General features: G+C 42.1%; 27 protein-coding genes and 2 tRNA genes. 15 read left to right on the forward strand and 14 right to left on the reverse strand.

Annotated elements, in window-relative coordinates:
• Nucleotide 1: 1 nt before the first annotated feature.
• The 4 genes from MMH89_RS04690 to MMH89_RS04705 are packed head-to-tail and all read right to left on the reverse strand — an operon-like array spanning nt 2 to nt 6,110.
• The gene (locus MMH89_RS04690; RefSeq protein WP_258568294.1) at nt 2–1,897 is read right to left on the reverse strand and encodes a transketolase family protein; all 1,896 of its coding nucleotides are present in this window, start codon (nt 1,895–1,897) and stop codon (nt 2–4) included.
• On the reverse strand, nt 1,884–4,394 hold the full coding sequence (polA, locus tag MMH89_RS04695) for a DNA polymerase I (RefSeq protein WP_258568295.1): 2,511 nt from the start codon (nt 4,392–4,394) through the stop codon (nt 1,884–1,886). The genes MMH89_RS04690 and polA overlap by 14 nt, the downstream gene beginning before the upstream one ends.
• Nucleotide 4,395: 1 nt before the next feature.
• Nucleotides 4,396–5,811, reverse strand: coding sequence for a potassium transporter TrkG (locus tag MMH89_RS04700; RefSeq protein ID WP_258568296.1), 1,416 nt, complete (start codon nt 5,809–5,811; stop codon nt 4,396–4,398).
• Nucleotides 5,808–6,110 (reverse strand): YqfO family protein, encoded by a 303-nt coding sequence (locus MMH89_RS04705; RefSeq protein ID WP_343218879.1) that lies wholly within the window; start codon nt 6,108–6,110, stop codon nt 5,808–5,810. Before MMH89_RS04705 ends, MMH89_RS04700 begins: the two co-directional genes overlap by 4 nt.
• Nucleotides 6,111–6,229: 119 nt before the next feature.
• Here MMH89_RS04705 and MMH89_RS04710 point away from each other — a divergent pair, with 119 nt between their 5' ends.
• Complete coding sequence (locus MMH89_RS04710; RefSeq protein ID WP_258568298.1) at nt 6,230–6,784, forward strand: hypothetical protein; 555 nt, start codon at nt 6,230–6,232, stop codon at nt 6,782–6,784.
• A 320-nt stretch (nt 6,785–7,104) separates the two neighbouring features.
• On the opposite strand, the gene nth is transcribed toward MMH89_RS04710, so the two are convergent.
• From nth to MMH89_RS04725, 3 genes are all read right to left on the reverse strand, one after another.
• A complete protein-coding gene (gene nth, locus MMH89_RS04715) occupies nt 7,105–7,746 on the reverse strand; it encodes an endonuclease III (RefSeq protein ID WP_258568299.1) in 642 nt (213 codons plus the stop codon).
• Complete coding sequence (gene metG / locus MMH89_RS04720; protein ID WP_258568300.1) at nt 7,746–9,353, reverse strand: methionine--tRNA ligase; 1,608 nt, start codon at nt 9,351–9,353, stop codon at nt 7,746–7,748. The genes nth and metG overlap by 1 nt, the downstream gene beginning before the upstream one ends.
• 107 nt (nt 9,354–9,460) lie before the next feature.
• On the reverse strand, nt 9,461–10,348 hold the full coding sequence (locus tag MMH89_RS04725; protein WP_258568301.1) for a DUF4389 domain-containing protein: 888 nt from the start codon (nt 10,346–10,348) through the stop codon (nt 9,461–9,463).
• A gap of 173 nt (nt 10,349–10,521) precedes the next feature.
• Between MMH89_RS04725 and MMH89_RS04730 the strand changes: the two genes are divergently transcribed.
• The gene (locus tag MMH89_RS04730) at nt 10,522–13,293 is read left to right on the forward strand and encodes a hypothetical protein (protein WP_258568302.1); all 2,772 of its coding nucleotides are present in this window, start codon (nt 10,522–10,524) and stop codon (nt 13,291–13,293) included.
• Here the strand turns inward: MMH89_RS04730 and MMH89_RS04735 are convergent.
• From MMH89_RS04735 to MMH89_RS04745, 3 genes are read right to left on the reverse strand one after another with little or no spacing between them, the layout of a single operon-like run.
• Nucleotides 13,282–14,181 (reverse strand): amino acid--tRNA ligase-related protein, encoded by a 900-nt coding sequence (locus MMH89_RS04735; RefSeq protein ID WP_258568794.1) that lies wholly within the window; start codon nt 14,179–14,181, stop codon nt 13,282–13,284. The two genes, MMH89_RS04730 and MMH89_RS04735, sit on opposite strands and share 12 nt — an antisense overlap.
• Entirely contained in the window at nt 14,165–14,722 is a 558-nt protein-coding gene (efp, locus tag MMH89_RS04740; protein ID WP_258568303.1) for an elongation factor P, read from the reverse strand. Before efp ends, MMH89_RS04735 begins: the two co-directional genes overlap by 17 nt.
• 1 nt (nt 14,723) lies before the next feature.
• A complete protein-coding gene (locus tag MMH89_RS04745; RefSeq protein WP_258568304.1) occupies nt 14,724–15,398 on the reverse strand; it encodes an IQ calmodulin-binding motif-containing protein in 675 nt (224 codons plus the stop codon).
• A 204-nt stretch (nt 15,399–15,602) separates the two neighbouring features.
• On the opposite strand from MMH89_RS04745, the gene MMH89_RS04750 reads away from it, so the two are divergent.
• Together MMH89_RS04750 and MMH89_RS04755 are read left to right on the forward strand one after the other, a co-directional pair.
• Nucleotides 15,603–15,676, forward strand: a tRNA-Ile gene (locus MMH89_RS04750).
• 19 nt (nt 15,677–15,695) lie between these two features.
• The gene (locus MMH89_RS04755; RefSeq protein ID WP_258568305.1) at nt 15,696–16,379 is read left to right on the forward strand and encodes a diaminopimelate epimerase; all 684 of its coding nucleotides are present in this window, start codon (nt 15,696–15,698) and stop codon (nt 16,377–16,379) included.
• Here the strand turns inward: MMH89_RS04755 and MMH89_RS04760 are convergent.
• Both MMH89_RS04760 and dksA read right to left on the reverse strand, forming a co-directional pair.
• The gene (locus MMH89_RS04760) at nt 16,354–16,545 is read right to left on the reverse strand and encodes a hypothetical protein (RefSeq protein ID WP_258568306.1); all 192 of its coding nucleotides are present in this window, start codon (nt 16,543–16,545) and stop codon (nt 16,354–16,356) included. The genes MMH89_RS04755 and MMH89_RS04760 overlap by 26 nt on opposite strands.
• 2 nt (nt 16,546–16,547) lie before the next feature.
• Entirely contained in the window at nt 16,548–17,009 is a 462-nt protein-coding gene (dksA, locus tag MMH89_RS04765; RefSeq protein WP_258568307.1) for an RNA polymerase-binding protein DksA, read from the reverse strand.
• A gap of 114 nt (nt 17,010–17,123) precedes the next feature.
• On the opposite strand from dksA, the gene MMH89_RS04770 reads away from it, so the two are divergent.
• A tRNA-Met gene (locus MMH89_RS04770) sits at nt 17,124–17,200 on the forward strand.
• Between the two features lie 76 nt (nt 17,201–17,276).
• Here the strand turns inward: MMH89_RS04770 and MMH89_RS04775 are convergent.
• Both MMH89_RS04775 and MMH89_RS04780 read right to left on the reverse strand, forming a co-directional pair.
• Nucleotides 17,277–17,756, reverse strand: a complete 480-nt coding sequence (locus MMH89_RS04775) for a hypothetical protein (protein WP_258568308.1) — start codon at nt 17,754–17,756, stop codon at nt 17,277–17,279.
• Nucleotides 17,757–17,827: 71 nt separating this feature from the next.
• Complete coding sequence (locus MMH89_RS04780) at nt 17,828–18,049, reverse strand: hypothetical protein (RefSeq protein WP_258568309.1); 222 nt, start codon at nt 18,047–18,049, stop codon at nt 17,828–17,830.
• Nucleotides 18,050–18,119: 70 nt separating this feature from the next.
• On the opposite strand from MMH89_RS04780, the gene MMH89_RS04785 reads away from it, so the two are divergent.
• The 10 genes from MMH89_RS04785 to atpH all read left to right on the forward strand — a co-directional run bounded on the left by MMH89_RS04785 (nt 18,120) and on the right by atpH (nt 26,447).
• A complete protein-coding gene (locus MMH89_RS04785; RefSeq protein ID WP_258568310.1) occupies nt 18,120–19,733 on the forward strand; it encodes a phosphoenolpyruvate carboxykinase (ATP) in 1,614 nt (537 codons plus the stop codon).
• Entirely contained in the window at nt 19,726–20,547 is an 822-nt protein-coding gene (locus MMH89_RS04790) for a hypothetical protein (RefSeq protein WP_258568311.1), read from the forward strand. Before MMH89_RS04785 ends, MMH89_RS04790 begins: the two co-directional genes overlap by 8 nt.
• Before the next feature lie 45 nt (nt 20,548–20,592).
• A complete protein-coding gene (locus MMH89_RS04795; RefSeq protein WP_258568312.1) occupies nt 20,593–21,570 on the forward strand; it encodes a hypothetical protein in 978 nt (325 codons plus the stop codon).
• Nucleotides 21,571–22,034: 464 nt separating this feature from the next.
• Entirely contained in the window at nt 22,035–22,394 is a 360-nt protein-coding gene (locus tag MMH89_RS04800) for a HesB/IscA family protein (RefSeq protein WP_258568313.1), read from the forward strand.
• Nucleotides 22,391–23,413 (forward strand): ketose-bisphosphate aldolase, encoded by a 1,023-nt coding sequence (locus MMH89_RS04805; RefSeq protein WP_258568314.1) that lies wholly within the window; start codon nt 22,391–22,393, stop codon nt 23,411–23,413. The genes MMH89_RS04800 and MMH89_RS04805 overlap by 4 nt, the downstream gene beginning before the upstream one ends.
• Nucleotides 23,394–23,996, forward strand: coding sequence for a ribosome biogenesis GTP-binding protein YihA/YsxC (gene yihA, locus MMH89_RS04810; protein WP_258568315.1), 603 nt, complete (start codon nt 23,394–23,396; stop codon nt 23,994–23,996). Before MMH89_RS04805 ends, yihA begins: the two co-directional genes overlap by 20 nt.
• A 307-nt stretch (nt 23,997–24,303) precedes the next feature.
• A complete protein-coding gene (gene atpB, locus MMH89_RS04815) occupies nt 24,304–25,149 on the forward strand; it encodes a F0F1 ATP synthase subunit A (RefSeq protein WP_258568316.1) in 846 nt (281 codons plus the stop codon).
• Between the two features lie 13 nt (nt 25,150–25,162).
• Nucleotides 25,163–25,456, forward strand: coding sequence for a F0F1 ATP synthase subunit C (gene atpE, locus MMH89_RS04820; protein ID WP_258568317.1), 294 nt, complete (start codon nt 25,163–25,165; stop codon nt 25,454–25,456).
• A gap of 3 nt (nt 25,457–25,459) precedes the next feature.
• Nucleotides 25,460–25,942: a F0F1 ATP synthase subunit B family protein gene (locus MMH89_RS04825; RefSeq protein ID WP_258568318.1), complete on the forward strand. Its 483-nt coding sequence runs from the start codon at nt 25,460–25,462 to the stop codon at nt 25,940–25,942.
• On the forward strand, nt 25,932–26,447 hold the full coding sequence (atpH, locus tag MMH89_RS04830) for an ATP synthase F1 subunit delta (RefSeq protein ID WP_258568319.1): 516 nt from the start codon (nt 25,932–25,934) through the stop codon (nt 26,445–26,447). Before MMH89_RS04825 ends, atpH begins: the two co-directional genes overlap by 11 nt.
• The last annotated feature ends 7 nt before the right edge of the window (nt 26,448–26,454 follow it).

Raw genomic sequence — 26,454 nt, forward strand, 5'->3', positions numbered from 1 at the left:
ACTATTCCACAATCAACTGCTTTAGTTTCTCACATACCTGGTCAATATGAAACCCCATATTCTCTTGTACAACCGGCCCTGGTGCTGACTGACCAAAATCGTTGACACCCACAATTTGTGAAACATCTGTCACATACCCCCTCCAAGCCATGGAACATCCCGCCTCTAACACCAGCACTCTTGCACTTGCAACCCTAATCAAATTCTGTTTATTTTTAATTGAATCAAACAAGTCCCAGCAAGGAACAGAAAGCACATCAACCTTGCTTTCCAGCTCATCTTCTATCTTATCTGCAGCCGCTAGCGCTAACAACACTTCTGATCCACTAGCCATAATTGTCACGACAGGATTCTTTGCCTTTTTCAATAAATAAGCACCTACACGTATTTCATCAATCCGCTTATTATCAAGTGGTGGTAGCGTTTGTCTAGACAAAGCCATAACCGTTGGCCCATCCTCTCGTTTTAATGCCTCTTCCCAAGCCACTGCAGTCTCCCATAGCCCACATGGTCGCCATAATCTGACATTAGGCATCGAGCGACAAGTCGTAAGCTGCTCTACTGGTTGATGGGTGGGCCCATCTTCGCCAACGGCAATAGAGTCATGTGTCAATACATAAATAACTCTTTTCTTCATAAGTGCCGCAGTCCTAAGTGCGCTTTTACCATAATCCATAAACACTAAAAAGGTACCTACATAAGGAATATAACCCGACAAAGACAAACCATTTGCTATAGCAAACATAGCAAACTCTCTGACACCATACGCAATATTCTTTGCCCCAACTCTGCTATGATTAAGGGTCTCTGACTGTTTAATCAACGTCAAGTTTGATGCTGCTAAATCAGCACTCCCTCCAACAATTCCTGTTTGATCTTTCAAGTATGTATTAATGATAAGCGATGATGCTTTTCGCGTTGCCAATGTATCTTGAGCGTATTGATCCAGCAATGTATAATCAAAACCTGCTATAGTCTCAGCAATATCTACCTTATTTTTTGCATTTGCATAGCGCAAGCGCATATCCCAAGCTGCCCGCAATTCATCTGGAATTTCGAAGGGTAAATGCGGCCACTGCCTATCTTTTCGCATCTGATCCAGCGCCTCTTGGCTCAAAGGTTGGCCGTGCGCCTTAGCAGACCCCTCCACCGATTCACACCCTTTCCCTATAACAGACTTAAACTGAATCAAACAGGGTTTATCCGCATCTACAGCCTGATTAAAAGCAGCCCGAATTTCTGCAAAATTATGAGCATCTACTGCTTGAATCACCTGAAAACCATAAGACTCAAAACGCTGACATACAGAACGCTCAGCGCAATGATCTACTGAACCGTCTATTGAAATCCCATTATCATCCCAGAGGACTATTAACCCCCTTGAAAACAAGTGCGGCGCTAAAGAACAGGCTTCATGACTAATTCCCTCCATAAGGCAACCATCCCCGACGAAGCAAAATACCTTAGGGCGATCCTTATCTTTTTCAAATCGCATCCAGTTTGCTGCAGCCATTCCCACGGCCATTCCCAACCCTTGCCCCAAAGGACCTGTTGTTGCCTCAACGCCTCGCTCAATATCATACTCAGGATGACCACACGCTGGTGAGCCATATTGTCTAAAACGTTTTAAATCATCAATATCCCACTGATAACCTGATAAATAAAGCGCTGAATACAGCAACATTGAACCATGTCCATTCGACAAAACAACACGATCCCGCTCAGACCAGTTGGGGACCGTAGGCTCATGTCTTAACACCTCTCTAAACAACACAGTCATAACATCCGCCATACCCAATGGCATGCCAGGATGCCCAGAATTTGCGCAATTAATGGCGTCTACTGATAAAAACCTCAAACAGTCTGCTAACTGCTGATCCATATCAATGTGCTTCATCCCAACTATCTCCAACATAAACGTCTACTACTAACGGTACCTTTAAGGGAATAGCCTCTTCCATGCAAGCACTCACCTGCTTACAAAATTGTAGCACCTGCTCTTCTTTTACCTCAAATACCAATTCATCATGCACCTGCATGGTCATTTTATAATCAAACTCAGATAAACGCTGATCAATTAACAGCATTGCACGCTTGATTAAATCTGATGCTGACCCTTGCATAGGCGCATTAACTGCTGCTCGTAAAGCAGCCTGTTTTTCCATACCCTGTCCTGAGCGAGCGCTTGGCATTTGTAGCCGCCTACCTAAAACGGTTGACACCCAGCCATCAATTTGCACCTGTGTCCGCACAGAATCTAAGTACTGTTTCACACCAGGATACGCAGAAAAGTACGCATCTATTAATGTCTGCGCCTTTTCTTTATCAACCCCTAATTGTTTACTTAAACCATGCGCCCCCATGCCATAAATCAAACCGAAATTTACAGCCTTAGCATTTGATCGCTGCTCTGGTGTTACTTGATCTAAAGGTATATTATGCACACCTGCAGCCGTAGCCACATGAATGTCTTTACCCGCTTCAAAAGCTTGACACAATGCCGCATCTTCAGAAAAGTGAGCCAATATTCTTAACTCAACCTGAGAGTAATCAGCTGACACCACTTTATATCCTTCAGGTGCAATGAAAGCACTTCTAATCGTTCGACCCTCTTTTGTTCTAACTGGGATATTCTGCAAGTTAGGCCCTGCAGATGACAGCCTTCCTGTAACGGTAACCGCCTGATTAAACCGTCCATGTATACGCCCCAGGTCCGTTGCATCTCTAACCAAGGGTATGGCATACGTAGATGCTAGCTTACTCAAGCCTCTGTACTCTAAAATTGTATTAACAATGAGGTGTTGATCACGCAAGCCTTGCAATGCTGACTCTGATGTAGATAAATCTCCAGTCGGCGTTTTTTCACGCGACTCAAGACCCATCTTTTCAAACAAGATCCCTCGCAATTGCTTAGGAGAGCCTAAATTAAAATCTTCACCCGCCAGATCGTGTGCCTTAGCGACCAATTTCTTCATGGCAGCATCTAATTCTTGGGCATAGCTGTCTAATAAAGCTACATCTATTTGAACACCACAAGACTCCATACGTGCCAAAATAGTCATTAATGGCAACTCTATCTCTTCAAGATAACTCAAGCCAGAAACCGCTACCAACTTAGGCAGCAAATACTCTCTTATCATAACAAGCGAACCTGCCACAAGCGCACCAAAGCTTGCCTCTGGCATCTGTTGATAGTGATAATCACCTACCGCTGAGTTTAACATATCTTCAAGCTTATTAGACGAAGTGCTGTCGATGACATACTGAGCCAACATAACATCAAAAATGCGTGCAGGCATGTATTGAGAAACCACCCCCCAAGAGGACTTTACATCATACATAACCAAGACCCTAGGTCCTAGCCAGCTAAAGAATACAGGCAACAAGTGATCACTAAGACTAACCTTTAAAACTTTTGAGGATATACCAATATATGCACTTTCTTTATCAACAAATAACCCCACCTCCAAACAACGAGCCAGAGCAAGCTGCTCTATTAGCCTATCCTCTGAGTCAATGTTGGTAAAATCAATAGAAATTGCCTCTTTCTTTCCTAACTCAGACAACCACTTTTTAAACCCAAGTTCCTGAAAGAAATCTTTTAAACGTATATTATCGGGGGCATTCGTTGGAATATCTGCTAATGAATCGGCTACTGGCACATCATAAACCAACGAGACCAGCTGCCTTGATAACTCGATATCTAAAATATGAGCCCTAAAAGATTCTCCAACCTTTCCTTTTAAAGCGTCTTGCTCTGCTATAATACCTTCTATATCACCATACTGTTGCAGCCACTTAGCAGCTGTTTTAGGCCCCACACCAGGAACTCCAGGAACACTATCTGATTTATCCCCCATTAATGCTAAGAGATCTCGCATTTGCCCTGGTGATACACCAAACTTATCTTGCACCCCCTGAGGGTCTAAATATTTATTATGCATGGTATTCACTAAATGCACATTATCGGTTACCAACTGGGCCAGATCTTTATCTAAGGTTGAAATCAAAATAGATGATTCTTTGCCTATTTTTACTAATGATGCTATTACATCATCTGCTTCATAACCCTCTTTAACAATTAACGGGAACCCCATTGCCTGTATAATTGTATGTACATAAGGTATTTGTACCGCTAAATCATCCGGCATTGCACCTCGATCAGCTTTATAACCCGAATAAAGCTCATTTCTAAAGGACCCCCCTTTAGGATCAAAGACCACGATGATTTTAGCCCCCGCATAATCCTGCGTTAACCGCTTAATCATACTGACCACCCCATAGATTGCGCCGGTTGGCAACCCTGCAGCGTTATTGAGTGGAGGCAGTGCATGATAAGCCCTGAAAAGATAGGACGAACCATCTACTAAAATATACTGATATTTTAAAGCCATGTTAACCCCGTGTGATTCGTTTCCAATATTGTGGCAAGAATAACACACATACAGCAACCAACTCAACTCTACCTAACAGCATGATAAGCGCTAATACTAGATTCTGGAACACCGACAAGCCAAAAAAGGAGTTTTGCGGAATAAACGCCCCCACATTGGTGATCATACTCAGCACCATTAAACCCGACTCTGCTAATCCAGCGCCTGACAATGAAAGCAAGATGATCCCAGCGAGTGCTGTAGCAAAAAACAACCCCACGTATGAAAAAATTTGATTGATATGCTTCACGCCATAGGCTCTACCATCAACAAATACAGTTGCTACTTGATCAGGCTCTCTTGCCGTATTCAGCAAAAGGTAGATCCCTTGTAGCACAACATGAAAACGATACAGCTTAAGTCCTCCGGCTGTTGATCCGACCGACCCGCCAATGATCCCATATATCAACATTAAAACAAATGCCCCGTCAGGCAGGATATTTGATACAGGCACAAGGCCTGTTGTTGACATACTTGATACAACCATAAACATAACTGAGCCCATCGACTGGCTAGGCTGTAAAACAGAAATATACACCACCCCAACCATGAGCATGTAGAAAAGATACTGCACTTCCGTACGTGCAAGGCGATGCCACATTCTACGAATTAAAAACTCATATAAAAGCAGTCCAGTAGATCCTGCCAACATAAACACAATAGCAACCCACTGCTGGCCAGATGACTCATACAATGTAGGGATCACTGGCTTCAGAGAGAATCCTCCTGTAGATACAATCGCAAATGATTCTAAAAGCGCATGCCACCAACCCAAGCCTGCTACCACGAAAGACAACACACACAGTGCTGTCAAAATAAAATACACCAGCAACATTCTTTGCGCTAATTTTGAGACTCGTTGTGCAAAACCCAACTGTCTTAAATCTAACCCATAATCAGTCAAATAATGACTATAAATAGACTGGTCGTACAACGATAATAAACTAACCGCTAAAACAACAACCCCCACGCCACCTACCCAGGTCAACTGCTGACGGAAGAACAACATAGAAGCTGGCCAGCTTTGATCCAGGCCGATCAAATCCACTCCTGTTGTTGTCAATGCAGAAACACTCTCAAAAATAGCAACGTCTATGGCAATCGGGAATATAGCATACCACGGGATTAATGATAACAATACAACCCCTATCCAACTACCCAATAAAACTAAAAATGCAGCCTGCTTGCTACATGTATAACCACTAAACAACCAAGAAAAACCTCGGCAGACAACCATCCCTAGCACAAATACCAAGGAAAACACCATCGCAACTTGATACTCTTGAAACAAGAGCGCTACAAACATCGGCAATAGTAATGTATAAAGATAATAAGTTAATATCTTAAATACTTCATGTGCTGCTGACTTCAGACTCATTCAACCTCTACCTGCAAAAAATAAAAAACAGGACACTCATACGGATGAGCTAACTTAAGCGCTGCCACACATGCATCTTTGTGCTGAGCCTGTATCAGCAATTCAACTCGGTTCTCTGCAACCCGAGACAAAACCCCAGGAGAACCTTCACTAGGATGAGCCTCTACATCCGGAACAAACTGTCCCGTACCCAAAACCTGCCAGCAGCATTTTTGGTATGAACCGACCACACCGCCTCCTGCTGCAAACAACGCCTCTTTTACAGCATCCGTATGTGAATCAGGCACATAAAATACCATTTGTAACACGCAAAACTCCCTTTTTCTAAGACTAAAATAAAGGAATCTATCTTGCAACTTGAATTTAATTTAAAAAACCACTAGCATAACTGAACGATAAGGAAATTAAAGGCTAAAAAATGGATAGAACCACAGCTGTTAGTATCAGTATACTGTTAACAAGCATGACGTTTCAAGCTACGCATGCAAAGCAAATAACGCCGATAACCATTGCCAATGAAACACAATGCACACTCACACTTGTGGCTTTAAATGAGCAATCTGCAAAGCTAAACATACCCAATGTAATACCTGAAGACAGTGAAGATTCCAATAATAGCATTGTATTTAATACCGGCTGGTTTTCTAACAATGCTCAAAGTGCATATGCTGAGTACAGCATCACCTGTGGAGAAAACATATCTTCTGCATCGATTAGATTTGCAATTGATGACCAAAAGTCTGGGGTTTCACAACATTACATGCTGATAGAAAGCGCTTCCCCTCATGTTATTTTCTTCCCTAGCAAAATGATTCCCATTAGCGCCAATCCCGTAAAAATTACTGTTGTACCTAAGACCAAAAATAATGTAGAAACAACCGCTCCAGACGTTCAAAGCTCACAAGCAACGGCGGCAGAAAACAAACCCTCCGACAACACCCATAACCATATACAAGAGGCCCAACAGACCTGAGAGCGCTAAAGAAAACAAAAAACAAACACCTAGGAATGCAAAAGAGGTTTCTTTATCCAGTTGGTCAATTAGCTCTAATAACGGCTTTAAATAATTTTTGATCAGTTGAATGCTGGGCATATTATGGCTCCTATTATTACTCGTTTACATGAGTACACTATCTCTCAAATAGAAGTCAGTAGCAATAGCAAACAACTAATTCCTGAAAATTGGCAGGGAATACTTATCAGCGGTTAATCATTCAGCACACAAAGTGTGCGTCACAATCTAGTTATTATACATCTCAACTACAGAAAGCTATGAATTAATAGCCAATGATGTTATAAGTTTTTATATTTATATGTACATAAATCAATAAGACTACATGTCTGGCACAAGGGTCTTTGTGCTTTACACGCATAACGACCATGATGTATAAGCCACAAATGTAAATCTTGCTTATACTCTGAATCTGTTTTTCTAACTAAATCAGCCTCCACTTGGTCTGGAGTTTTCCCATTAGATAGACCCAGTCGGTTTGAAACACGAAATACGTGTGTATCTACTGCAATTGTTGGCAAACCGAATAAGACATTCAGCACAACATTAGCCGTTTTACGACCTACACCTGGTAGCTTAATAAGCGCCTCCATCGTATTCGGGACTTGGCCGGCATGTTCAGATACAAGAATTTGAGACAACGCCATAACATTTTTAGCCTTAGTGTGATACAGCCCAATTGAACGAATCATTGATACCAACGATTCAAAGGGAAGCTCTACCATATCTTGTGCCTCCCTAACCTCGGTAAACAAAGACTTTGTTGCTTTGTTTACCCCTTTATCAGTAGCCTGAGCAGATAACACAACTGCAACCAATAGCTGGTAATGAGTTTCATAGTCTAGCTCTATGACAACATCGTGATAGCGCTCAGCTAGCCGTGCGCAAATTTTATTTCTTTTATCTTGATTTAATCGCGCCATTATTTAGAAACTAAATCTAATTGCTCTTGATCAACACGCTTAAACAAATGTGAGAAATGTTTAACCGGCTGCCCATATATCGGCTGAGTCAGTCCAACGGCATCATCCCCAAACCCATCGCTCACTACTGTAGCAAACTCTGGCATAATAGGCGCTAAAACACTTGTGATATATCTAAACGCGTTCAAGGCTGTTGATGCTACATATACAGCCTTTTCCTCTTCGCCTTGTTTTGCAAGCTGCCAGGGTTTATGCGAGTCAATATACTGATTCACTAAATCACAGGCATGCATCGCATGTTTTGTCACTGAAGCAATATTTACTTGCTGATACTCAAGCTCAACCTGCTCTTGTATTTGCATTACAGTATTTATAAGCTCTTGATCAATCGTGTCTGAAAGGCGTCCTTGGTTAAACTTATGTATAAAACCTTGTGAGCGGCTACACATGTTTGCAAGCTTACCGACTAAGTCTGAGTTTACCTTTACCATAAAGTCATTCCAATCAATATCAATATCAGCAACGGTATTAGACAGACGCGCGGCTAGGTAATACCTCAACATATCTGCAGGCAAATGCGCCATATATTGTTTAGGAGCAACATAGTGTCCTTTAGACTTTGACATCTTTGCCGAAGTTAATGTTAAAAAACCATGCACCTGGATTCTTTTAGGAGGATTTAAGCCAACTGAATTAAGCACTGATGGCCAAAAAACGCCATGAAAGCATATAATGTCTTTACCGATAAAATGCGTTACCTCATGATCATTCCAGGCTTCAAAGGTTTTGCTGGGCTCTGATAGACCTAAATGCTGTGCCAAGGCTGTCACATAGCCAAAAGGTGCATCCATCCATACATAAAAGTATTGTGCGTCACGCCCAGGGATTTCAATTCCAAAATAAGGCGCATCACGAGTAATATCCCAGTTTTGTAGACCCGGCTCAAACCACTCACCTAATTTATTACGAATTGATGACTGGAGGTGAGCCGTTTCTACCCAAGACTCAACAAAACTTTGTTGGGTTGATAATGCATAAAAAGCATGATTTGTATCTCGCCAAACTGGCTTTTTGTTCGATAAAATAGACTTAGGATCTTTTAGCGCATCAATTGAATACGTTTTTCCACACACCTCACAATGATCACCATGCTGATCTAAGGCGCCACAAAATGGGCAGGTTCCCACCACATACCGGTCAGGCAAAAACATTTGCTCTTGTTCATCATATGCTTGAGAAACTGACTGTGTAACAATCACATTTTCTTGAACCAACTTATTATATGCATAACTCACAATTTCAGCGTTTAGGTCATCATGCGTTGATGTATAACAATCAAAATTAATATTAAATGCATCAATATCTAGCTTATGGTCTTTGTAAATATCAGCAATAAGCTGCTCAGGGGCAATCTTTTGTTTCATCGCATTAAGCATAATAGGCGTTCCATGTGCGTCATCCCCACATACGAAAACTACTGATTGCTTATTTTGGCGCAAAAAACGCACGTAGATATCAGACTGAACCATCCCTAGCATATGCCCAAGGTGTAATGGGCCATTCGCGTAAGGCAATGCATATGTCACTAACTTTTTTGTACCACTCATTTAAATGTCTCAAATTGCTAACATTTAAACTACCACACCCTGTGGATATAACAAGCCCACAATAAAAAAGAGGCGCATAATGCGCCCCTTCCTTGTCGTGGTTAAAATTAATCTTTAAAGATCATTCTTGGGTACTTATCGGTTACCAACAACACTGCATAAGATGCAATACGCAAGTAAAAGCGAATCACTGCAGTTTGATAGCGATAAATAAACACTGGTAGCTTACCTGTCAATAAGATTGATACAAAGGTAACTGGAACCAACAAGAACGCAACCATTAATGTGACTAAGTATACAAACAGATATGGCAATACCAAAATCCATTTAACCAGTGGCATAAATCGGTTTAAACGCTCCATCTTAGGATCTGGCAAAGCCAGAGATATTTCACTGTCTTTTGATTCCAATGCTGGCGCCCTATCCGTCAGAAATAGCGTATAGCAATACACTCTTAAGACAAATGACTGTAATGACTGATTCCAAGCAAACCACCAATCTGGATACTTTTTACGGAATAACAAGGTCATAGCAACAGCTATATTTACCACATAAAAGAACCATAGGCTAAAGGCCACAAATGGGACTAGCAAGAAATAACTCAGTAAGCCAAATGCTACATCTGATAGACTCATTTCATGTCCTAATACTCCAATGCTTCTATCATAACCAGCCTCAGCAAAAGCCTGATTAAATGAGGCCTTCATGCTCACAACCAATGAGAACCAATCATGGTATTCTGCCTCAGCTAGAACAGGTGTTCGCATACGTCCACCTCTAGAACTAGATCGAACTTCTTGCTTTGCATCCATATCACTTACATATGACATAGTCTGCGCACCAGTATCAAACAAACGTTTTGTGCTTATACCAGGGTTTGGGAATATCATTAAAAACATAATCATTACAATTGGTAATGCCAATAACGGTCTTAACAAAACTGTAAATCGACTATGTATTTTCTGATACGGGATATCTACTTTAACTTCACTCACTTTAGTTTCCTCCATTTAACTAAGCAGCTTTATGCTATGCAATATTAACTTGTCAGATTTTTTTTAATTTTTTTTAAAAAACCTTCTAACACGTTAAAATAACCTCTATTTATTGCAACTCTAAATTCATTTGTGTTAGTTTAATCATTGAGCATATCAATGGAATGACTAACATGCCCTACTCAAACTTTGCTGATGGACTTCTATCACCGGGACATAGGAATACTCAGCAAGAATGGATAGAAAAAACGGCCTCATCACTCAAAGCAATTGCTGCTGAAATAACTGGGCACCCCCTAGCATTATTAGACAGCAATACACCCTGGTTAGAATTTTTATCACAAACCAGTGCTGCCTCAGACCCTTTTGCGCATTACGAAAAAGCAGAAAAACATAGCTCTAGAGATAAGAATATTTATGCTTCAGTGCCAACAGGTGAAGAAAAAAAGCTTCGACTAGCCATGAAGAGCGAACTAACCACAGGTCTAGCTGCATATTTAAAAGCATTTGAAACAGACCCCAGCGTCTGCAGTCCTCCAGCATTGGTGTTATATTTTGACTTTATAGCACAAGGCGTCAGCATTGAAAGCGCTGCATTAGAATTACTCCCCCTTGCTCAACAAGAAAAGCTCAATGGGTTAAAAATAGCACATACTAAAATGACCCACTCGGGTTTGTCTAGACTTCCCGGCAGACAACATGCCAGCTTTGTATTGGCACACCTAGGTAAACTGGATGCAATGGAGATATGTGCCTTATTCACCCATATGGTTACTGCCAAGCAATCAAGTTTCATTGCTGCAGCTAAACGACATAAAAACCTAATTTCAGAAGGCATTCAGACACTTGCCGGCCACCAAGGTCATGAACTTATTATAAAAGAGATAATGTATGACGCTTTAAACGCATCATTGATTGCCGTTATACACAAGGAATGTACTGATCGCATCCAAAAACATGACATCTCCTCCATAAAAGATCTCCTGCCTTCTGGTGTGTTTAAAAAAGTTGAAAGCCTACTGAGAAAAAAATCTTTAGACGCCCCTAAAACACAGATACAATTACGCGAACTCATTCAAGAAAATCTTCTAGAAGTTATAGAGTGCTCAGGCACCTTTTCACTACTTAACAGCACCCCTGAAGAGGCTTTAACTAGCCACATTGATATACAACCTGTCGTAGAGTATGTAAGCGCTGTTATTAAAGACAACCTCAAAATAGGAAACCCCATTCATTTAAAAGAGCTTGAATTAGATACTTATGTCCTCGACGAAGAAACGTGCCGCATCGATACTGAAAAACTGAATGTAGATATTAGTAGCACACTATTTGAGCTTTTTGAGTCTCAGAAGAAGTGGCATAATAAGCGTTTAACACATAGCAAAGCACTAGCGATTAACCCCTACCAATGGGCCCAAACCTTGAACTGTATTAGTGCAATTGCACAGTTCCCTGAATTCCCATTCATACAAACACCGCAAAGCACTTTAATTGAAGAAGGAAAAGATAACATCATACAATTAGATCCTAGTTTTATCAGAGATCCTAAACTGAGGGCCCGCATCACAGATTATATTCGAGCAACTGAACATACAATTTCAGGCAACGGGATCAATAATGCACAGCTTTTATTTGTAGGGTCAGAGTGTATTATTTCTGGTGAACGTGCCAGCTTACGCCTACCTAGAGCAAGAAAGCACCTGGGAGTCCTGCGTGCGGCTGCAGTCGATTACTTCTTCAAAACAACCGCTCCGTTACAGCATACAACCCAGTCACGCAAGATCGATAAGCTAACCTCTCTCATAGACACCCTTGTTTCAGCTCAGTCTGGAATCAGTGATAAAGGCCATCAATCCTGGGTAAGAGACCTGTTTTTCACACCCTATCACAGATCTACAGCCCTTTGGAAAAACCGGGCTGCATATGCGCATATTGACCAAATGTATGGACAGGTCTCACGTTTTTTTGAAGACAACAAATTTAATGAAAGTGAACAACGCGCAACTATTGCCTCTTTAGCCTACCTCCATCCAGAAGCAATAACCTGGGGGCTAACTAAATCAAAAGACCCTGTGCTTAAGCAACTACATGGCGTAATTGAGCCATTTTTACGTTGCTCATATGCAGATATGGTGCCTTCATGGAGCACCCAGGTAGAGTCTGCATATGATTTAGTTCCTGCTGAGTCTAGAGGTAGCATAGGAAGCTGTCTTACTGCAATACATCGAAAATCTAACATCACATCCAATGACTTTTACCTGTGGCAAACTAGCAAAGAGCATATCGGCAAAAAAGTGAGCGAGCTTAAATCTGGCGACTGTATCCTGATCAATAAAAAACTACTAGAGCTAACTCGGGATCCTATAATCAAAGGAAAAGTCATTCTAACTGGCATAAATAAGATCACCAATAAAAAAATGACTCAGTGTATAGATAAAGAAACAACCTTAAAAGACGAGCCCTGTCCTGGGCTCATTCATTGGACATTACCCACTAGAGAAATAGCTAGTAATTATTGCCAACATTTAGCAGAGCATCTTGATGCTTCAAGCTTAAACCCCTGCTTTCATCTTCTAGCTACATCTGTTTTAGATCCACTCAAAGCTTATCTATTTAACAAAATAAATACTTTTAGAAACGCTGACCAATGTTCTATCCGCTCCACGTTTACTAAAACTTTAGACGCTATGTGGAATCACTCTACTTTTGCTTATACTGAAAAAACCGGCATAATAGATGCATACAGAGAGAGCCCAAGAAGTCTTAACCACACCCTTAGTGAAGCTCTTGAAGCACAGCGTTTATATAGCGGAGAAATAACAGTCAGAGCAGCAACGCCTCCCCCACGCTCTACCCAAACGAAGGTTACGCCAGGATCTTGCTCACAATACTTATCCGATGTTAGGGCAGACATAGGCCATACACGGCGCACCCTAAACTTCTAGCGACAAACAATCATGTCGCAGCGCGAACAGTCTATCGATACCAAAAGATACGCCTGAGCAGTCAGGCAGACATTTAATATCGTCAAATGATACAACCTGACTTTTCTTAATCTTGGTGGTTTTAAGCAATTCAGTAAAACGATCTTCTAACCCTTCTTCTGTCAGCTCATGATAGCCATTTGCTACTTCACATCCATCAATATAAATCTCAAAGCGCTGTGCGTGCGGATAGGGCGACTCAGCTATCTTAGCCAAAGCTGCTTGCTCTACCGGGAATTTAGAAACCACATGGATGCCAGAAGAAAAGGTAGGCTCTACTTTATTGACCCAGATTAAATCTAGCCAGCCATTGATCTGATCTGAATTAACGAGACCATCAAAAACAATCTGCTCCTGAATACAATACTGCTCAAGACCAGAGATTGACGCTTGATGAATATTCATCCCGCAAATATCTTGGTATAAGTCTGGGATGTCATGATAAAAAACGGGTTGCTTGAAACCCAGTGTGCCCAAAAATGAAACACATTCTTCAATAAGGGCGCGATCATCAAAGCCAACGCGATACCATTCTAACATGGTAAATGCTGGCTTATGCCAACGTGCATTTAAATCATCTCTAAAGACCGTACCTAAGTAGTAGATATCACCAGATCCTTGACAGAGCAAACGTTTCATCTCCCACTCTGGAGATGTATGTAAAAAAGAAACACCCTGTGCTACGGTTTCTATCTTAAGCGCATCCACTCCAGCGTCAGGAACTCGGTGGCTCATTATTGGGTTTGTGATAACCTCTAAGATATCCTTGCCTTGCATAAAGCTACGTATCGCTTGCAGGAACTCAGACTTTTTTCTAAGGATGGTTGAGGAACTAGGCTCTGGAGACATACTCACCTGATCGGGTGTCAATTTTTATTTTTTCACCTTGTTCAATAAACAAAGGAACTTTAATCTCATGCCCTGTTTCCAAAACAGCTACCTTAGTACCACCGCTAACTGTATCACCTTTAGCATTCGGTGCACATTCAGAAATATCAAGCTCAACAAAAGTTTGAGGTACTACAGAAAGCACCTTACCCTGCCAAACAACAATTGTTGCTACAGCACCGTCAACCAACCAACGCTTAGCCTCTTTCATTTGATCTGAGGTAACGGTTAATTGATCAAACGTTGTATCGTCCATGAAGTGCCAGCCCTCATGATCTGCATATAACATACGCATATCAGACTCATGAACATCTGCCAGATCTACAGAGGCACCTGATGGATAGGTTTTAGTAACAACACGTCCAGTCACCATGTTTCTCGCCTTTATTCGGTTAAAGGCCTGGCCTTTTCCTGGCTTTACATGCTCATTATCTAGAACCTCTGCCGGACTCCCATCCAGCATGAACTTAGCACCCGACCTTATGTTACCTACGCTACTCATTTTACGGCTTTATGGGGCTGACGTTAGCCGCGACTTGTGCCCAGCTCGGAGCCGTTTGTTTCTTTGATGATGCTGCAATAGGCTCTTCTGTAGCTGTTAAAGCGGTAGCGTCATTGTTTATTGGTGACACAAGCTCGGCAGAAACTAGAGAAGATTCGAGCCCTTTAAGACCAGGCCCTGCCTCAACGACAGCTTTCACTCTCAATACATTCTGTATTCCTTCCTTTAGATTGCTTAGTGCCTTTTCTAGTCTAAGGCCTGCACCTTCCTTTCTAGCCAGATACCCTCTAAACACTGACTGAATCACTGTTGCTGCTGCCTCTTCTTTTGCTGCTACCTCTTCTTTTGCTGCTACCTTTTCTTTAGGCTCTGTCGCTATATTCTTACGACTTCCGCCTGCTGTCTGAGCTATTATTTCAGGCTCCGCATTTGTGGCTAGCTGGTAAATAGTGTAAGAAACTGTGAAAGCAACAAATAATCCAGCAAGGATATTGGCCCATGGCGCCATCGCTAATGCTGCCACAATTTTTCCAGCATAAGCAGCTAGAGCAGATCCAAACCCTGTGAATAACCCAGGAAGCGCAGCAAAAAATGATGCTACATAAGCATAAGCTTGCGCTGCATAAACCGAAACTGAGCTCCAAATCCCTAATGCTGTACTTGTTACTATATTCATCACACTGTCTCCAAATAAAATGTTGCCCTTTAAAAATACCACCTATAAGCACTACGCTTCAAACAAAATTCTTAATAAATAAAAAAACCCCTATTTATTATCAGCCAACTGTTAATGCCCTCTGATGTTTATAGTATGCGTTTACTACACGCAGATTAGTGTTTACTTTCCATTTGAGTGCGTGTAGTATTGTTACAAGCTTTAGGGCCCATAGCTCAGTTGGTTAGAGCAGGGGACTCATAATCCCTTGGTCGTAGGTTCGAGTCCTACTGGGCCCATTAATACAACGCTGAGTTTATGATTCACTTATATTCTGCACTCGGGAACATTATTGTACTCTTCCCTGCCCTGCCTCCACTCAAAAAACACACAGCTATCATTAAAGCGCTACTATCTAAAGCCTACTTTGATCAAATTATTTACTATGAGCGTACAAACAAGCAATGTAATACCATCATCCAAAATCGTGATGGATCCTACGCTCAGCAGTGTGGTAATGGGCTAAGAGCGCTAGCTCACCATCTTCGCCAACCCCGTTTAGATATTGTTATTAACAACAACGCCTATTTAGCCCTCCAAGAAGATGGGTGCTATTGGGTAGATATGGGCGCCCCAAGCTTTGTTAAACAATTGAATGATCTATTTGAGGTGTCTCTGGGTAATAACCACATAATCTCACTTTCCCCTACGCGTGAAGACCTAATCAAGCAGTGGTCTCAAACGCATAATATTAGCTTTGTACAGCAAGTCACTCAGAATACGTTTAAGATTAAAACCTATGAGCGAGGATGTGGATGGACGGCCTGCTGTGCAAGCGCATCAACAGCTGCAAGCATTGCCCTGTATAAACTAAGCCCACAACACATATGGCACGCCTTGCACGATGAGGGCACCCTCAACATCCACAAGCAAAACAGACAGTGGCTGCAAACAGGCCCTGTTGAGCATCAAAAAATTATATGTCGGACCGAAGATATTTAACCAACGACAGTGCCAACAAAACTGAAATTAATGCTCTAAAAAACTGCTCAAACTGAGCCACAACCAACACATGCCCCGAGAACCAAACTTCATCTGTAGTAACTGGCGAAAGAACGATATAAATTGCGCCCAACACCAATATCACAACACTTGGTAAATTTTGCATAACTACCCCCCTCTTTGCTCATAAGTTTCTGCAATAGTTTTACACTTAATGCACTCATCGGCTGTAGGCCTAGCTTCTAAACGACTTAACCCAATTTCTGCGCCACAACTCTTACAATAACCATACACTCCGGACTTAACCCGTAAAAGCGCTGACGTAATTTTTGACTGTAGACGCCGCCTTCGGTCAGAAGACCTAAGTTCCATCCTTTGACTTTCCTCAAATGCTGCACGATCAATCTCATCAAAAACCACGAGCTCTTCTTGAAGCGAGCTCACAACCGAATCAACCTCTTTAGATAACGCTAACAACCAATATTTTAAGACGCGCTCGAAATGATCTTGCTGCTCCTTAGACATATATAGCTCATCTTCTGAAGGCTCATAATTCCCCATCCCTAAAAAATTTTTCTCTGACTGCTCTACCATATGATCGCTCCCTAAACGATGATCAACTTGTAACATGTTTTCTACAATTGAGCAACCTACTATTTCATGTGTAAACATAAACCAACACGATGAATTAAAGAGCATTTGACTTACTGACGCAAACACGATAAGATTTGACATCTGTAATTAGGCTATGTAGCTCAGCTGGTTAGAGCGCGGCACTCATAATGCTGAGGTCGGTGGTTCAAGTCCACTCATAGCCACCACTACTTTACTCTCTCACTAAATAGAACTTATCTGGCTTACTTGTTCATTTTAAGACTTTCAGTAAACTAACGCATCTTAGGGACTAACTGAAGAGCTTGCACCACCTTTAATGACCCCTGAACCAATAGCCGCTAGGCCCTGGCTCACTCCTTCAGGAGGCTTTATGGGCATACACACCTTTCCTTGCTTGCTCTGTGTCTTGGCACTAAGCGCAACGAATTTATCACTTATACAACATAGTACATACTGTGCGCTGTGCCAGATCATTTTGGCCAGACAACAAAGTTTCCACACTACAGCTGAACAAAAATTATAGTAAGAAACGAGCGCTGGCTTGCTAGAATAGCAGTAATCGAGAACCAACAGAACAATAAGCGTCTTGGGGAAAAACCAGAATGCCAGCAAAAATAACAAGGGATTTGACTTAACCAAGCCCCATGCATAATTAGCTGTAGTGGCCACTGGTGCTCCATCACTAATCACCCACGGACCATTAGAGCTGTAGACTTGTTTAGTATTATACTTGATTAACCCCAATAAAATATTTTTTTTCATTTTTCAACTTCTTTATCAATTGTGTGTTAGCTTATCACCCAGCCTCTTGCCGGTCAACTTTTTTTTAAGCCCTAGCAGGCGGCCTTGCCTCCAGCTATATCTGAGATAGAACAGTCTTTTTCCCCAGCCTTGTCTTGCTCTAACGTATCAGCCTCCCCTGCGTCGCTACCCAAAGCGCATAAGGCCTTATTTGCGCTGGACTGCTCACCTAATCGCACCACCTCTTCTGCAGCTAAAAGCTGTGCGCGCAAAACATCAAGCCGATCTTGTAAATCAGATTGCTCACCTCTCAAAGCAAGCCGCTGCTTTCTTATTCAAAAACCTCATTAACTTGCAACCCAATAAAATCAAGCGCTGCTTTTAATGCGCCCTTATTGCGTTCTTCTGGCATTTTCCTCCGGTATATTACATCGCCTTGTTACCACTACAACTAAACGTCTTATCGAAAAAACAACAAACAGTCGTCTCTTTTATAATAAAAATAGCTCAATAACGCTTGTCATCTATGAATCTTCGAGCTATGATTGCATACAACTCAGGGAGCAGCAGATGCAGGAGCAACACAAATATTATCTGCACCACTCAATTAAAAACTCAGAAGTGCAGATCTGTAATGACCAAACGATATGTGCCGATACTCGCCCATACACCGCCAGATCGCCTAAAGCAAAGTTTTTTACGAATCACCCTGGACTTGAGGTCAACTGGAGCAACATTAACCAACCAATTTGTCCCCAGCTGTTTGACAAATACTGGCTAGAGTCTCAGCATTACCTAAAATATACAGACACTTATTTTGTTGGCAACCACTCACAACACTCCCTACCTTTTGTTTTGCGAACAGAGAAATCCTGGCATCAAATCTTTGCCATCCAATTGTTTTTTTCACTAAACAATAAAAAAGCTGACTGGGTAGTACACTGTGTCCCCTCTTACAAAGCCTCTCCAGCACACCCTGTGCTCATTGCTACCTGTTTAAAAAGCAAGCGAATTTTGATCAGCGGCACCGCATATGCTGGAGAAATAAAAAAATCTTTATTCTCTGTCATGAATTATTTGCTCCCACAAGAAAGCATTCTGCCTATGCACTGTGCAGCCATCTCATGCCAAGAACAAACAACACTTATTTTAGGACTTTCTGGCACAGGAAAAACCTCACTATCTTCTAGCCCCAGCTTTGAACTCATCGGTGATGACGAGCATGCATGGTGTGATGAGGGCATATTCAACATCGAAGCTGGCTGCTATGCAAAATGCGCCGACCTTTCTCTGGAGAGAGAACCAGATATCTATCAAGCTGTGCAAAACCAAGGCGTCCTCGAAAACGTTTTCCTCAAGCCAAACGGACAGCCAGACTTCAACAACACATCGCTCACACAAAACAGTCGAGGCGCTTTTTCATTAAAAAAACATGCTAGATTTAGAACAACAGAGTCTACAGCAAAACACCCTAAAAACATTGTTTTTTTATGTTGTGACTTATACGGTGTAGTCCCCATGCTGTCTCGGCTAACACATGCTCAAGCTAGAAAATACTTTCTACTTGGATATACCGCAAAGGTAGGCAGTACTGAAGTGGGGGCGCCTCCTATTCAGCCTACATCAAGCCCTTGCTTTGGCGCCCCATTCTTCCCTCGGAGCTATCACACCTATGCAGACCTTTTTTCTAAAAAGATCACAGCACATAACAGCAACATTTGGCTTGTTAATACTGGATGGGCAAATGGTGACGTTCACTCTACCCCTAGGATCCAGTTGTCTACGTCCAAAGCCATAATTAGCGCCATAGCACACAACCAAGTTGATATCAGCAGTGAGTTTGAATACGAGCCCCTTGAGACTGTCTCTTATCAGAAAATATCTAACGCCCCCATGCTTGATTTAAGACCGAGTAAAACGTGGGTTCAAAGCAATGAATTTAAGACAAACCAAGCATTGTTGTCTCAATTTTTAAACACAAGGATTACTCATGATTGAAGTTGGCGTTATCGGTGAGGACTTAGCTGCAACACATATAGCATCTACGCTAAGTGAATCTAATGACTTGCGTGTACACTTTACCCACACTGACAGCCATACATTGGAAGTGCTGGCAGGAGCACACACCATTAAGCCACACCGAACCCGTGAGCAACTCATGGCCCACTGCGCCTATATTATTTTCACCAACCCGAATGATTATCATGAGCTGTACGACAAACTTCCCCGCCACACAACACCCATAATTTGTGTGCAACCAGAGCGAGTAGAAGACGCAGAACAAATCGTGTCACTTAAACATCCAGCTATTTTTTTCACGCCTAGCTTTGATATAGAGGCAGCCCTAGGTCACTCGCTGCTCATCAGGTCCCATGCCACACCTAAAAAAATATACGAAGACACTGAGAAAATAATGAGGTTATGTGGCACCGTTCAGTGGGTAGAAGACCCTTCAGATTACTATATTCTTGCCTCAATATCTGTTATCCTACCAATGGTCTCAATTACGGTAATTGAGGCGCTTAGGTCTTATAGCGCAGCACTAGGCACCCGAGCGCACCAACACGACCTCTTACTACAAAACGTACTATATAGCCTCAGCCATGCACTACACAGGACAAATATAACACCTGCAGTATATGCTAGCCAAGCCTGTGAGTATCTTGGCGCCACGCAACAATATATCAAAATTGCTGACGCACTGAAGTCTTGTCATTTTGACAAAGTTTTAAACAAATCGTTAGACCAATTAATCGACACTCAGCATCTACCAAAAAAAATAACACAGCATATTGACGACAACAATGAATAAGCTATGCTAGTTAAATACGGATATAAAATTAGGACCCTATGAACAATGAGTCAAAAACCACATACATTTGCCCCTTCTTGCCTTAAGACAAATCTTGCCCAACAGACAATATCACTCTTTAAACACGCCTGGTCTCTGGTAACTACTGACTCTACCATGCATCTATACCGCCATTTTGGAAAGTATAATTCACTCAACACACACGCAGACAGCATTAGTTATAGAGCAGCTGATCTTTTTGGGTGTCTCTTTACACAGGTAATGGGCCAAGGATTTGGGAGAGAAATAATATTTAGGGGGGCTCTATGCCTAACCGCTGCTACAAGCGTTTTCTTAAGCAGCCTCCACTTTCTATTTCAACTCGTGTATTATACTTGTCATGCAGCTATTAGCTTATCAGTGAATAGTGTTGAGCTGATAATTAAACAAATGCTCACTAACATTATTCTTTTACGAATACCTACAAACACTCTCGCTCTAGTTACTGCTATTTTGTGCAGCCCAATCTCTAAAACAGCACGCACGCAGGCTGCGCACGCAGCTAAAAGCCTTTACTATAATCTATCCTCAGTGCTCATAGCAATCATAGCAAGCCCCGCGCTTTTACTGGGACATTATAAATGTACGCCCAAAACTACAGAGCTTGCCTCCCATGAGTCATTGCTGGTTACTAAAACCGAAAAAAAGGAAAAAGCCCTCTTTAAAACAATTAATAGAAGGGTTTCACAAACACTTTATGCCTCAGCACCTTATGTAAAAAAGAACTTTAAACACATGATTGAAAATATAGCTTTTATCTTTAAATCACCATTTGCTTCTGTTCTTTCTTTATGCCTGAGCGCCTTTATATTGAGCCGGGCACTTGTTCGCGTAGCTTTTTCTCCCCTCTCTATCGCCCTACCCCCGATACAAAAAGCCATCTTTGGCGAGAACCCCAATGACCGCTCTAAACTCAATCCAATCTCTGCCTTGTGGGACACAAACATACCCAGCAGCAACAAACCACCCAAGAAACCGTCATGAGCGCGCGACAACTGACCTTATATGAAAAGATTGTTGCCACCTTAATAGCCAGCACCTGTTTTATGAGCCTCCTGACCCTGCAAGGCTACATATCAGATACGAGAAACAAAAACCTGTACGACAAAAGAACGCTCTCTACACTTGCCTGGGTTAGAGGAAGTTTTGCCACGATTAGCATACCTACAACCTTAATATGTTGCTACCAACGCCACTTCCGAGCCAATGAAAGACCCGCCCCAGTGGAAGACATACCCCTGATAACACTGCAGCACAGAAACAATAGCAATCAAGAGCAGGTTATACCCACCCTAGCGGCAACTTGAAAAAACAGCCAATTCATGGTATCCTATTTTAGACTTTAAACTGTAAAACACCATGAAACATGTTTTTTTTGGTGCTGCAATTATTTTTTCTGCAGCACTGCAAGCAAGCTTGCCGATTTTATTATATAACTAGAAACTGCCGTGAACACAAACGACATTACATTTACCAACTCTGCATCTGGGAAAATTGCCACAATTATTCAGGAGCATGGCGCTACAGACCATTTTAGAATAAAGATTCAAGGCGGTGGATGCATGGGGTTCGAGTATGTGTTTGGTCTAGATAAAAACAAATCAGATCAAGACTTTTATTCTGAGGTTCACAACCCAGTACACCCATTTTTATGCTTGGTCGACCATAGAAGCTTTGCCCTCTTGCGAAACGCAACCATCGATTTTATTCAAGATACCGATGGTGCGCGCTTCGAAGTCATTAATAGCAGCGCTCAGACGTGTAGCTGCAAGCGCTCCTTCTCTCCAAGCACCGGTGGCACCTCGTGAGTTTAGTAACATTACGCACACTACTTGACCATGCTCAAAAGAATGAGTATGCAATCCCCGCATTCAACATCAACTTTTTAGAGCAAGCTGCAGCAGTCATTGATGCGGCAATAGAAGCGAACAGCCCAGCCATCATTCAGCTTTCTTCTGGTGGCGTTAACTATGCGCCCCAGTGGTTTTATAGAGGCCTATACGCTTATGCCAAACAGGCCCCCATACCAGTATGCATACACAGAGATCACACCTATGAATATGCTGAGTTTCTTGAAGCGCTTAACTCTGGCTTGTTTACATCAATCATGATTGATGGCTCTATTACAAAATCAGGTTTGCCCAGGTCATTCAACGAAAACGTTAAGATTACCCAGTCAGCAATAAAGCTTGCCCAGGAAAAAGGCATATCTATTGAAGGGGAGTTAGGCTGCTTAGGCGCATTAGACTCGGGCGCATCAGGAGAAGAGGATGGGCATAAAGCAAGTCGGCTGTTAACACAATCTGAACTATTAACCGATCCTGAGGAGGCTCGATTATTTGTACAGAAAACCAAAGTAGATGCGCTTGCTGTTGCAATCGGAACCAGCCATGGCGCATACAAATTCTCAAAACCCCCAACAGAACAGCTACTATCTATTGCCCAGGTAAAGAAAATACATGCCGCCATCCCCGAGCAACACCTTGTGCTTCACGGGTGCTCATCTGTAGACACTGCCACATTAAAAAGCATCAACCATCATGGAGGGCAAATCAAAGAAACCTACGGGGTTCCCGTTGCCTCCATTTGTGAAGCAATCCCTTTTGGCGTCAGAAAAGTAAATATTGACACCGACTTAAGGCTTGCCTGTACTGAGAAAATCAGAAAATACTTGTGCCAAAACCCAGAGCAATTCGACCCAAGAAACTACTTGGCCGCTTCTCAAGAAGCCATGCAAAAGCTATGCGTCGATAGATACCTATCATTTGGCAGCCAAGGTCAAGCCCAAAACATAATGAGCCAATTAGATGAAGCCATTACAGCTTAGTTTTAGTAAAAGCGCCGCACTTTATGAGCAGCTACCACCCGACAAAGGTAATGAAGTTGTCATAATTGGCTATTCTAATGTCGGTAAATCATCTCTGATTAACAAAATTTGCAACCACAAAGGAATGGCTAAAACGAGTCGGACACCTGGCCGAACCCAGCTGCTAAATGTTTTTGAACACGATGAAAACAGCAGACTAATTGATGCCCCAGGATACGGATTTGCCCGAGTTTCTGCTGCAACCCGAGCAAACTGGAAGGCTCAGCTTGCGAACTATCTATCTGAGCGTCAGTGTTTGAAGGGCATTATCATTGTAATTGATATTCGCCGCGGGCTACGTGAAATTGATCAAATGGTCATCAACTGGTCCAATCAGAACGACCTCCCCATACTGCTTGTCCTCAACAAATCTGATAAAATTTCCCGTGCTCAGCAGGCAAAGCAAGCCCTGGCGATTAAACAAGGTACCGAGCACTGCACGGACCGTTCAATCATCACTAGCTCTTGCTTAAAGTCAACGGGTATGCCGCTAATCATTGATCAGCTACAACAATGGCTTACCCAACATAAAAAACACACTTGAAAAACAGTAATAAACTAGGTATTATGTATTTAAGTTTATTTAGGTATTCAGCGAATATGTGGCCCTTCATGCAACATGGCAATAACAAAAGATAAGGCCCCTCATCCACCATGAACACGATACTCAACTTTAGTTTTATAAGCGCGGCCTTGCTTGGGGCATTAACAGCTTATTTGCCAAACATGGCCCACTACTTGTGGGCGAAAACGGTTACAAGGTATACTGCCTATACGCTCGTTAATACATACTTGGTAAAAATAGCTGTCTTAATTATGTGCTTTTCTATTGCTCACCAGATATCAGTTAGTTGGCCGCACTTCATTTTTGGCATGATCGCCGCATACCCGATCACCCTATACTGCCTTTACCAGAGAGTGGCGTTATGAGTATGTCGGCTAGTAGTTACGTTCAGCACCATTTAATTCATTGGGCATGGACACCTACCGGAATGTCTTCTTTCTGGACCCTCCACTTAGATACTATTTTAATTTCTTTGCTATGTGGCGCATTCTGGCTGGGTGTTTTTATTTGGTGTGCAAACAGAGCGCGTGTCCACAACCCTTCTAAGCTACAAACAACCGTAGAAATGATTATAGAAGGTGTGAACGATCAAATTGTTGAGATCTTTCAAGTTAAAGATAATACCATTGGCGCACTTGCGCTCACCATATTTGTATGGGTGTGGGTCATGAATGCAATGGATTTAATTCCAGTTGATCTATTGCCCTGGATTATGGCTAAATTTAACGTTCCATATTTCAGGGCGGTACCTACTGCTGACCTTAACATGACGGCAGCGATGGCTATCTCTGTATTCTTCCTTATTCAAGTAGAGGCCATTCGTGCGCACAAACTGTCAGGCTTCTTGTGGGAAGCCCTCTCTCATCCTTTCTCTATCTACTTCTTCCCTGTAAACCTTGGACTTAGAGTTGTGGAAGAAATCAGCAAACCTGTTTCATTATCGCTACGACTCTTTGGGAACATGTTTGCTGGAGAGATCATGTTTTTACTCATTGCACTCACACCTTTCTATATTCAGTGGGCCCTTGCATGGCTATGGCTAGCGCTCCACTTATTCATCATTACCTTGCAGGCCTTTGTATTTATGCTGCTTACTATAGTATACTTAAGCATGGCGAGAAGTTCACACTAAACCGGAGAAAACAATGAACATTGTAACAGAAATTGCTCAACTTCAGAGCTCTACAGCTATCGCAGTTGCCATTATGATCGGCTGTTCTGCTATTGGCGGAGCGATCGGAATTAGCTTGCTAGGTAGCAAGTTTTTAGAAAGCGCAGCTCGCCAACCTGAGCTTATGCCTAAATTATTCATGCGCATGATCCTATTAACTGCATTTATTGAAGCGATGCCTATCATTAGTGTTGGTGTTGCATTATGGTTTGCATCATCATCTTTATTTGCACAAAACTTAATTCAAATGCTCCCCAGCATCACCTAACCTATGAATATAAACGCTACATTATTTGTTGAAGTTGTTATCTTTATGGCTTTTGTTATGCTCACCCGAGTATATGTATGGCCGCCTATTTTAGCGATCATTGAAGAGCGACAACGTGAAATCCAGAAAGGGATAGAGCAAGCTAGAGAGGGTATTCGAAAAAAAGATGAAACCGAACAGGCTTGCCACGCCCTGATGGAACAAGCGCGAACCAAGGCTAAACATATTGAGGCGCAAGGTACTGAGGCTTATAATGAAAAAATAAAGGCCGCTGTTACCGAAGCAAAGGAGCAAGCTGCGCATATTTTAGCGCAAGCAGAAAGCCAGATAAAAGTGACTCAACAAGAAGCGCAAGGACATGTTATCGATGAAACTGAGCGTCTATTGAAAGTGGCTCTAACTAAAATTTTACCCGGCATACCTCAGCAAGAAATTATTGATCCCATGATTGACAAGGCGCTAGGAGAAGTAGTTGATGAATCCTAGCGCTACACTCGCTCATGCTGCAATTCGCTATGGGTCAAAGTCAAACAATTTAGACCAGTGGAAAGACTTTATTGACACTGCTAATGCAGTATTACAAAAACCTGATGTACTGGGCTTTATTGAGCACCCGCTGGTGCCGCGCCCTGAAAAAATAGACTTGCTCACACAAGCGAGTGGCGCTGACCCAAGACAAGTAGCTTGGTTACGTCTTGTTTTAGAGGCTAAAATGGCAAAACGTTTCGACAGCGTCCATAGTGCATTTATAGCAGAGTACAATAAAGCAAACGGCAATACACAAGTTGAAGTAATCAGCCGTAGTATGTTGACTCAAGAGCAAAAAAATAAAGTTCAAACGGGTCTCAACAGCAAATTAAAAGGAAAAGTGCTTGTACGCTATACGGTAGACAAGCGAATGCTCGGGGGCATTATTATCCGTTATGAGAAAAAGGAGATTGATCTCTCCTTTAATCGAATTATCAACCAACTATCTGCATCAGAGAGGTAATGTGTCT

Origin of the sequence: Candidatus Comchoanobacter bicostacola (genome assembly GCF_024172705.1) — a bacterium.
GTDB lineage: Bacteria > Pseudomonadota > Gammaproteobacteria > Comchoanobacterales > Comchoanobacteraceae > Comchoanobacter > Comchoanobacter bicostacola.

Coding starts and splice junctions, on each gene's coding strand:
- MMH89_RS04700 (WP_258568296.1), bottom strand. CDS start 5,811: ATGAGTCTGAAGTCAGCAGCACATGAAGTATTTAAGATATTAACTTAT.
- dksA (WP_258568307.1), bottom strand. CDS start 17,009: ATGTTACAAGTTGATCATCGTTTAGGGAGCGATCATATGGTAGAGCAG.
- MMH89_RS04775 (WP_258568308.1), bottom strand. CDS start 17,756: ATGAAAAAAAATATTTTATTGGGGTTAATCAAGTATAATACTAAACAA.
- MMH89_RS04735 (WP_258568794.1), bottom strand. CDS start 14,181: ATGTCTCCAGAGCCTAGTTCCTCAACCATCCTTAGAAAAAAGTCTGAG.
- MMH89_RS04730 (WP_258568302.1), top strand. CDS start 10,522: ATGCCCTACTCAAACTTTGCTGATGGACTTCTATCACCGGGACATAGG.
- MMH89_RS04790 (WP_258568311.1), top strand. CDS start 19,726: ATGATTGAAGTTGGCGTTATCGGTGAGGACTTAGCTGCAACACATATA.
- MMH89_RS04755 (WP_258568305.1), top strand. CDS start 15,696: ATGATTCACTTATATTCTGCACTCGGGAACATTATTGTACTCTTCCCT.
- MMH89_RS04760 (WP_258568306.1), bottom strand. CDS start 16,545: ATGCAAAATTTACCAAGTGTTGTGATATTGGTGTTGGGCGCAATTTAT.
- MMH89_RS04795 (WP_258568312.1), top strand. CDS start 20,593: ATGAGTCAAAAACCACATACATTTGCCCCTTCTTGCCTTAAGACAAAT.
- MMH89_RS04705 (WP_343218879.1), bottom strand. CDS start 6,110: ATGGTATTTTATGTGCCTGATTCACATACGGATGCTGTAAAAGAGGCG.
- metG (WP_258568300.1), bottom strand. CDS start 9,353: ATGAGTGGTACAAAAAAGTTAGTGACATATGCATTGCCTTACGCGAAT.
- MMH89_RS04825 (WP_258568318.1), top strand. CDS start 25,460: ATGAATATAAACGCTACATTATTTGTTGAAGTTGTTATCTTTATGGCT.
- efp (WP_258568303.1), bottom strand. CDS start 14,722: ATGAGTAGCGTAGGTAACATAAGGTCGGGTGCTAAGTTCATGCTGGAT.
- polA (WP_258568295.1), bottom strand. CDS start 4,394: ATGGCTTTAAAATATCAGTATATTTTAGTAGATGGTTCGTCCTATCTT.
- MMH89_RS04690 (WP_258568294.1), bottom strand. CDS start 1,897: ATGAAGCACATTGATATGGATCAGCAGTTAGCAGACTGTTTGAGGTTT.
- MMH89_RS04745 (WP_258568304.1), bottom strand. CDS start 15,398: ATGAATATAGTAACAAGTACAGCATTAGGGATTTGGAGCTCAGTTTCG.
- atpH (WP_258568319.1), top strand. CDS start 25,932: ATGAATCCTAGCGCTACACTCGCTCATGCTGCAATTCGCTATGGGTCA.
- MMH89_RS04785 (WP_258568310.1), top strand. CDS start 18,120: ATGCGCCCTTATTGCGTTCTTCTGGCATTTTCCTCCGGTATATTACAT.
- yihA (WP_258568315.1), top strand. CDS start 23,394: ATGAAGCCATTACAGCTTAGTTTTAGTAAAAGCGCCGCACTTTATGAG.
- nth (WP_258568299.1), bottom strand. CDS start 7,746: ATGGCGCGATTAAATCAAGATAAAAGAAATAAAATTTGCGCACGGCTA.
- MMH89_RS04710 (WP_258568298.1), top strand. CDS start 6,230: ATGGATAGAACCACAGCTGTTAGTATCAGTATACTGTTAACAAGCATG.
- atpE (WP_258568317.1), top strand. CDS start 25,163: ATGAACATTGTAACAGAAATTGCTCAACTTCAGAGCTCTACAGCTATC.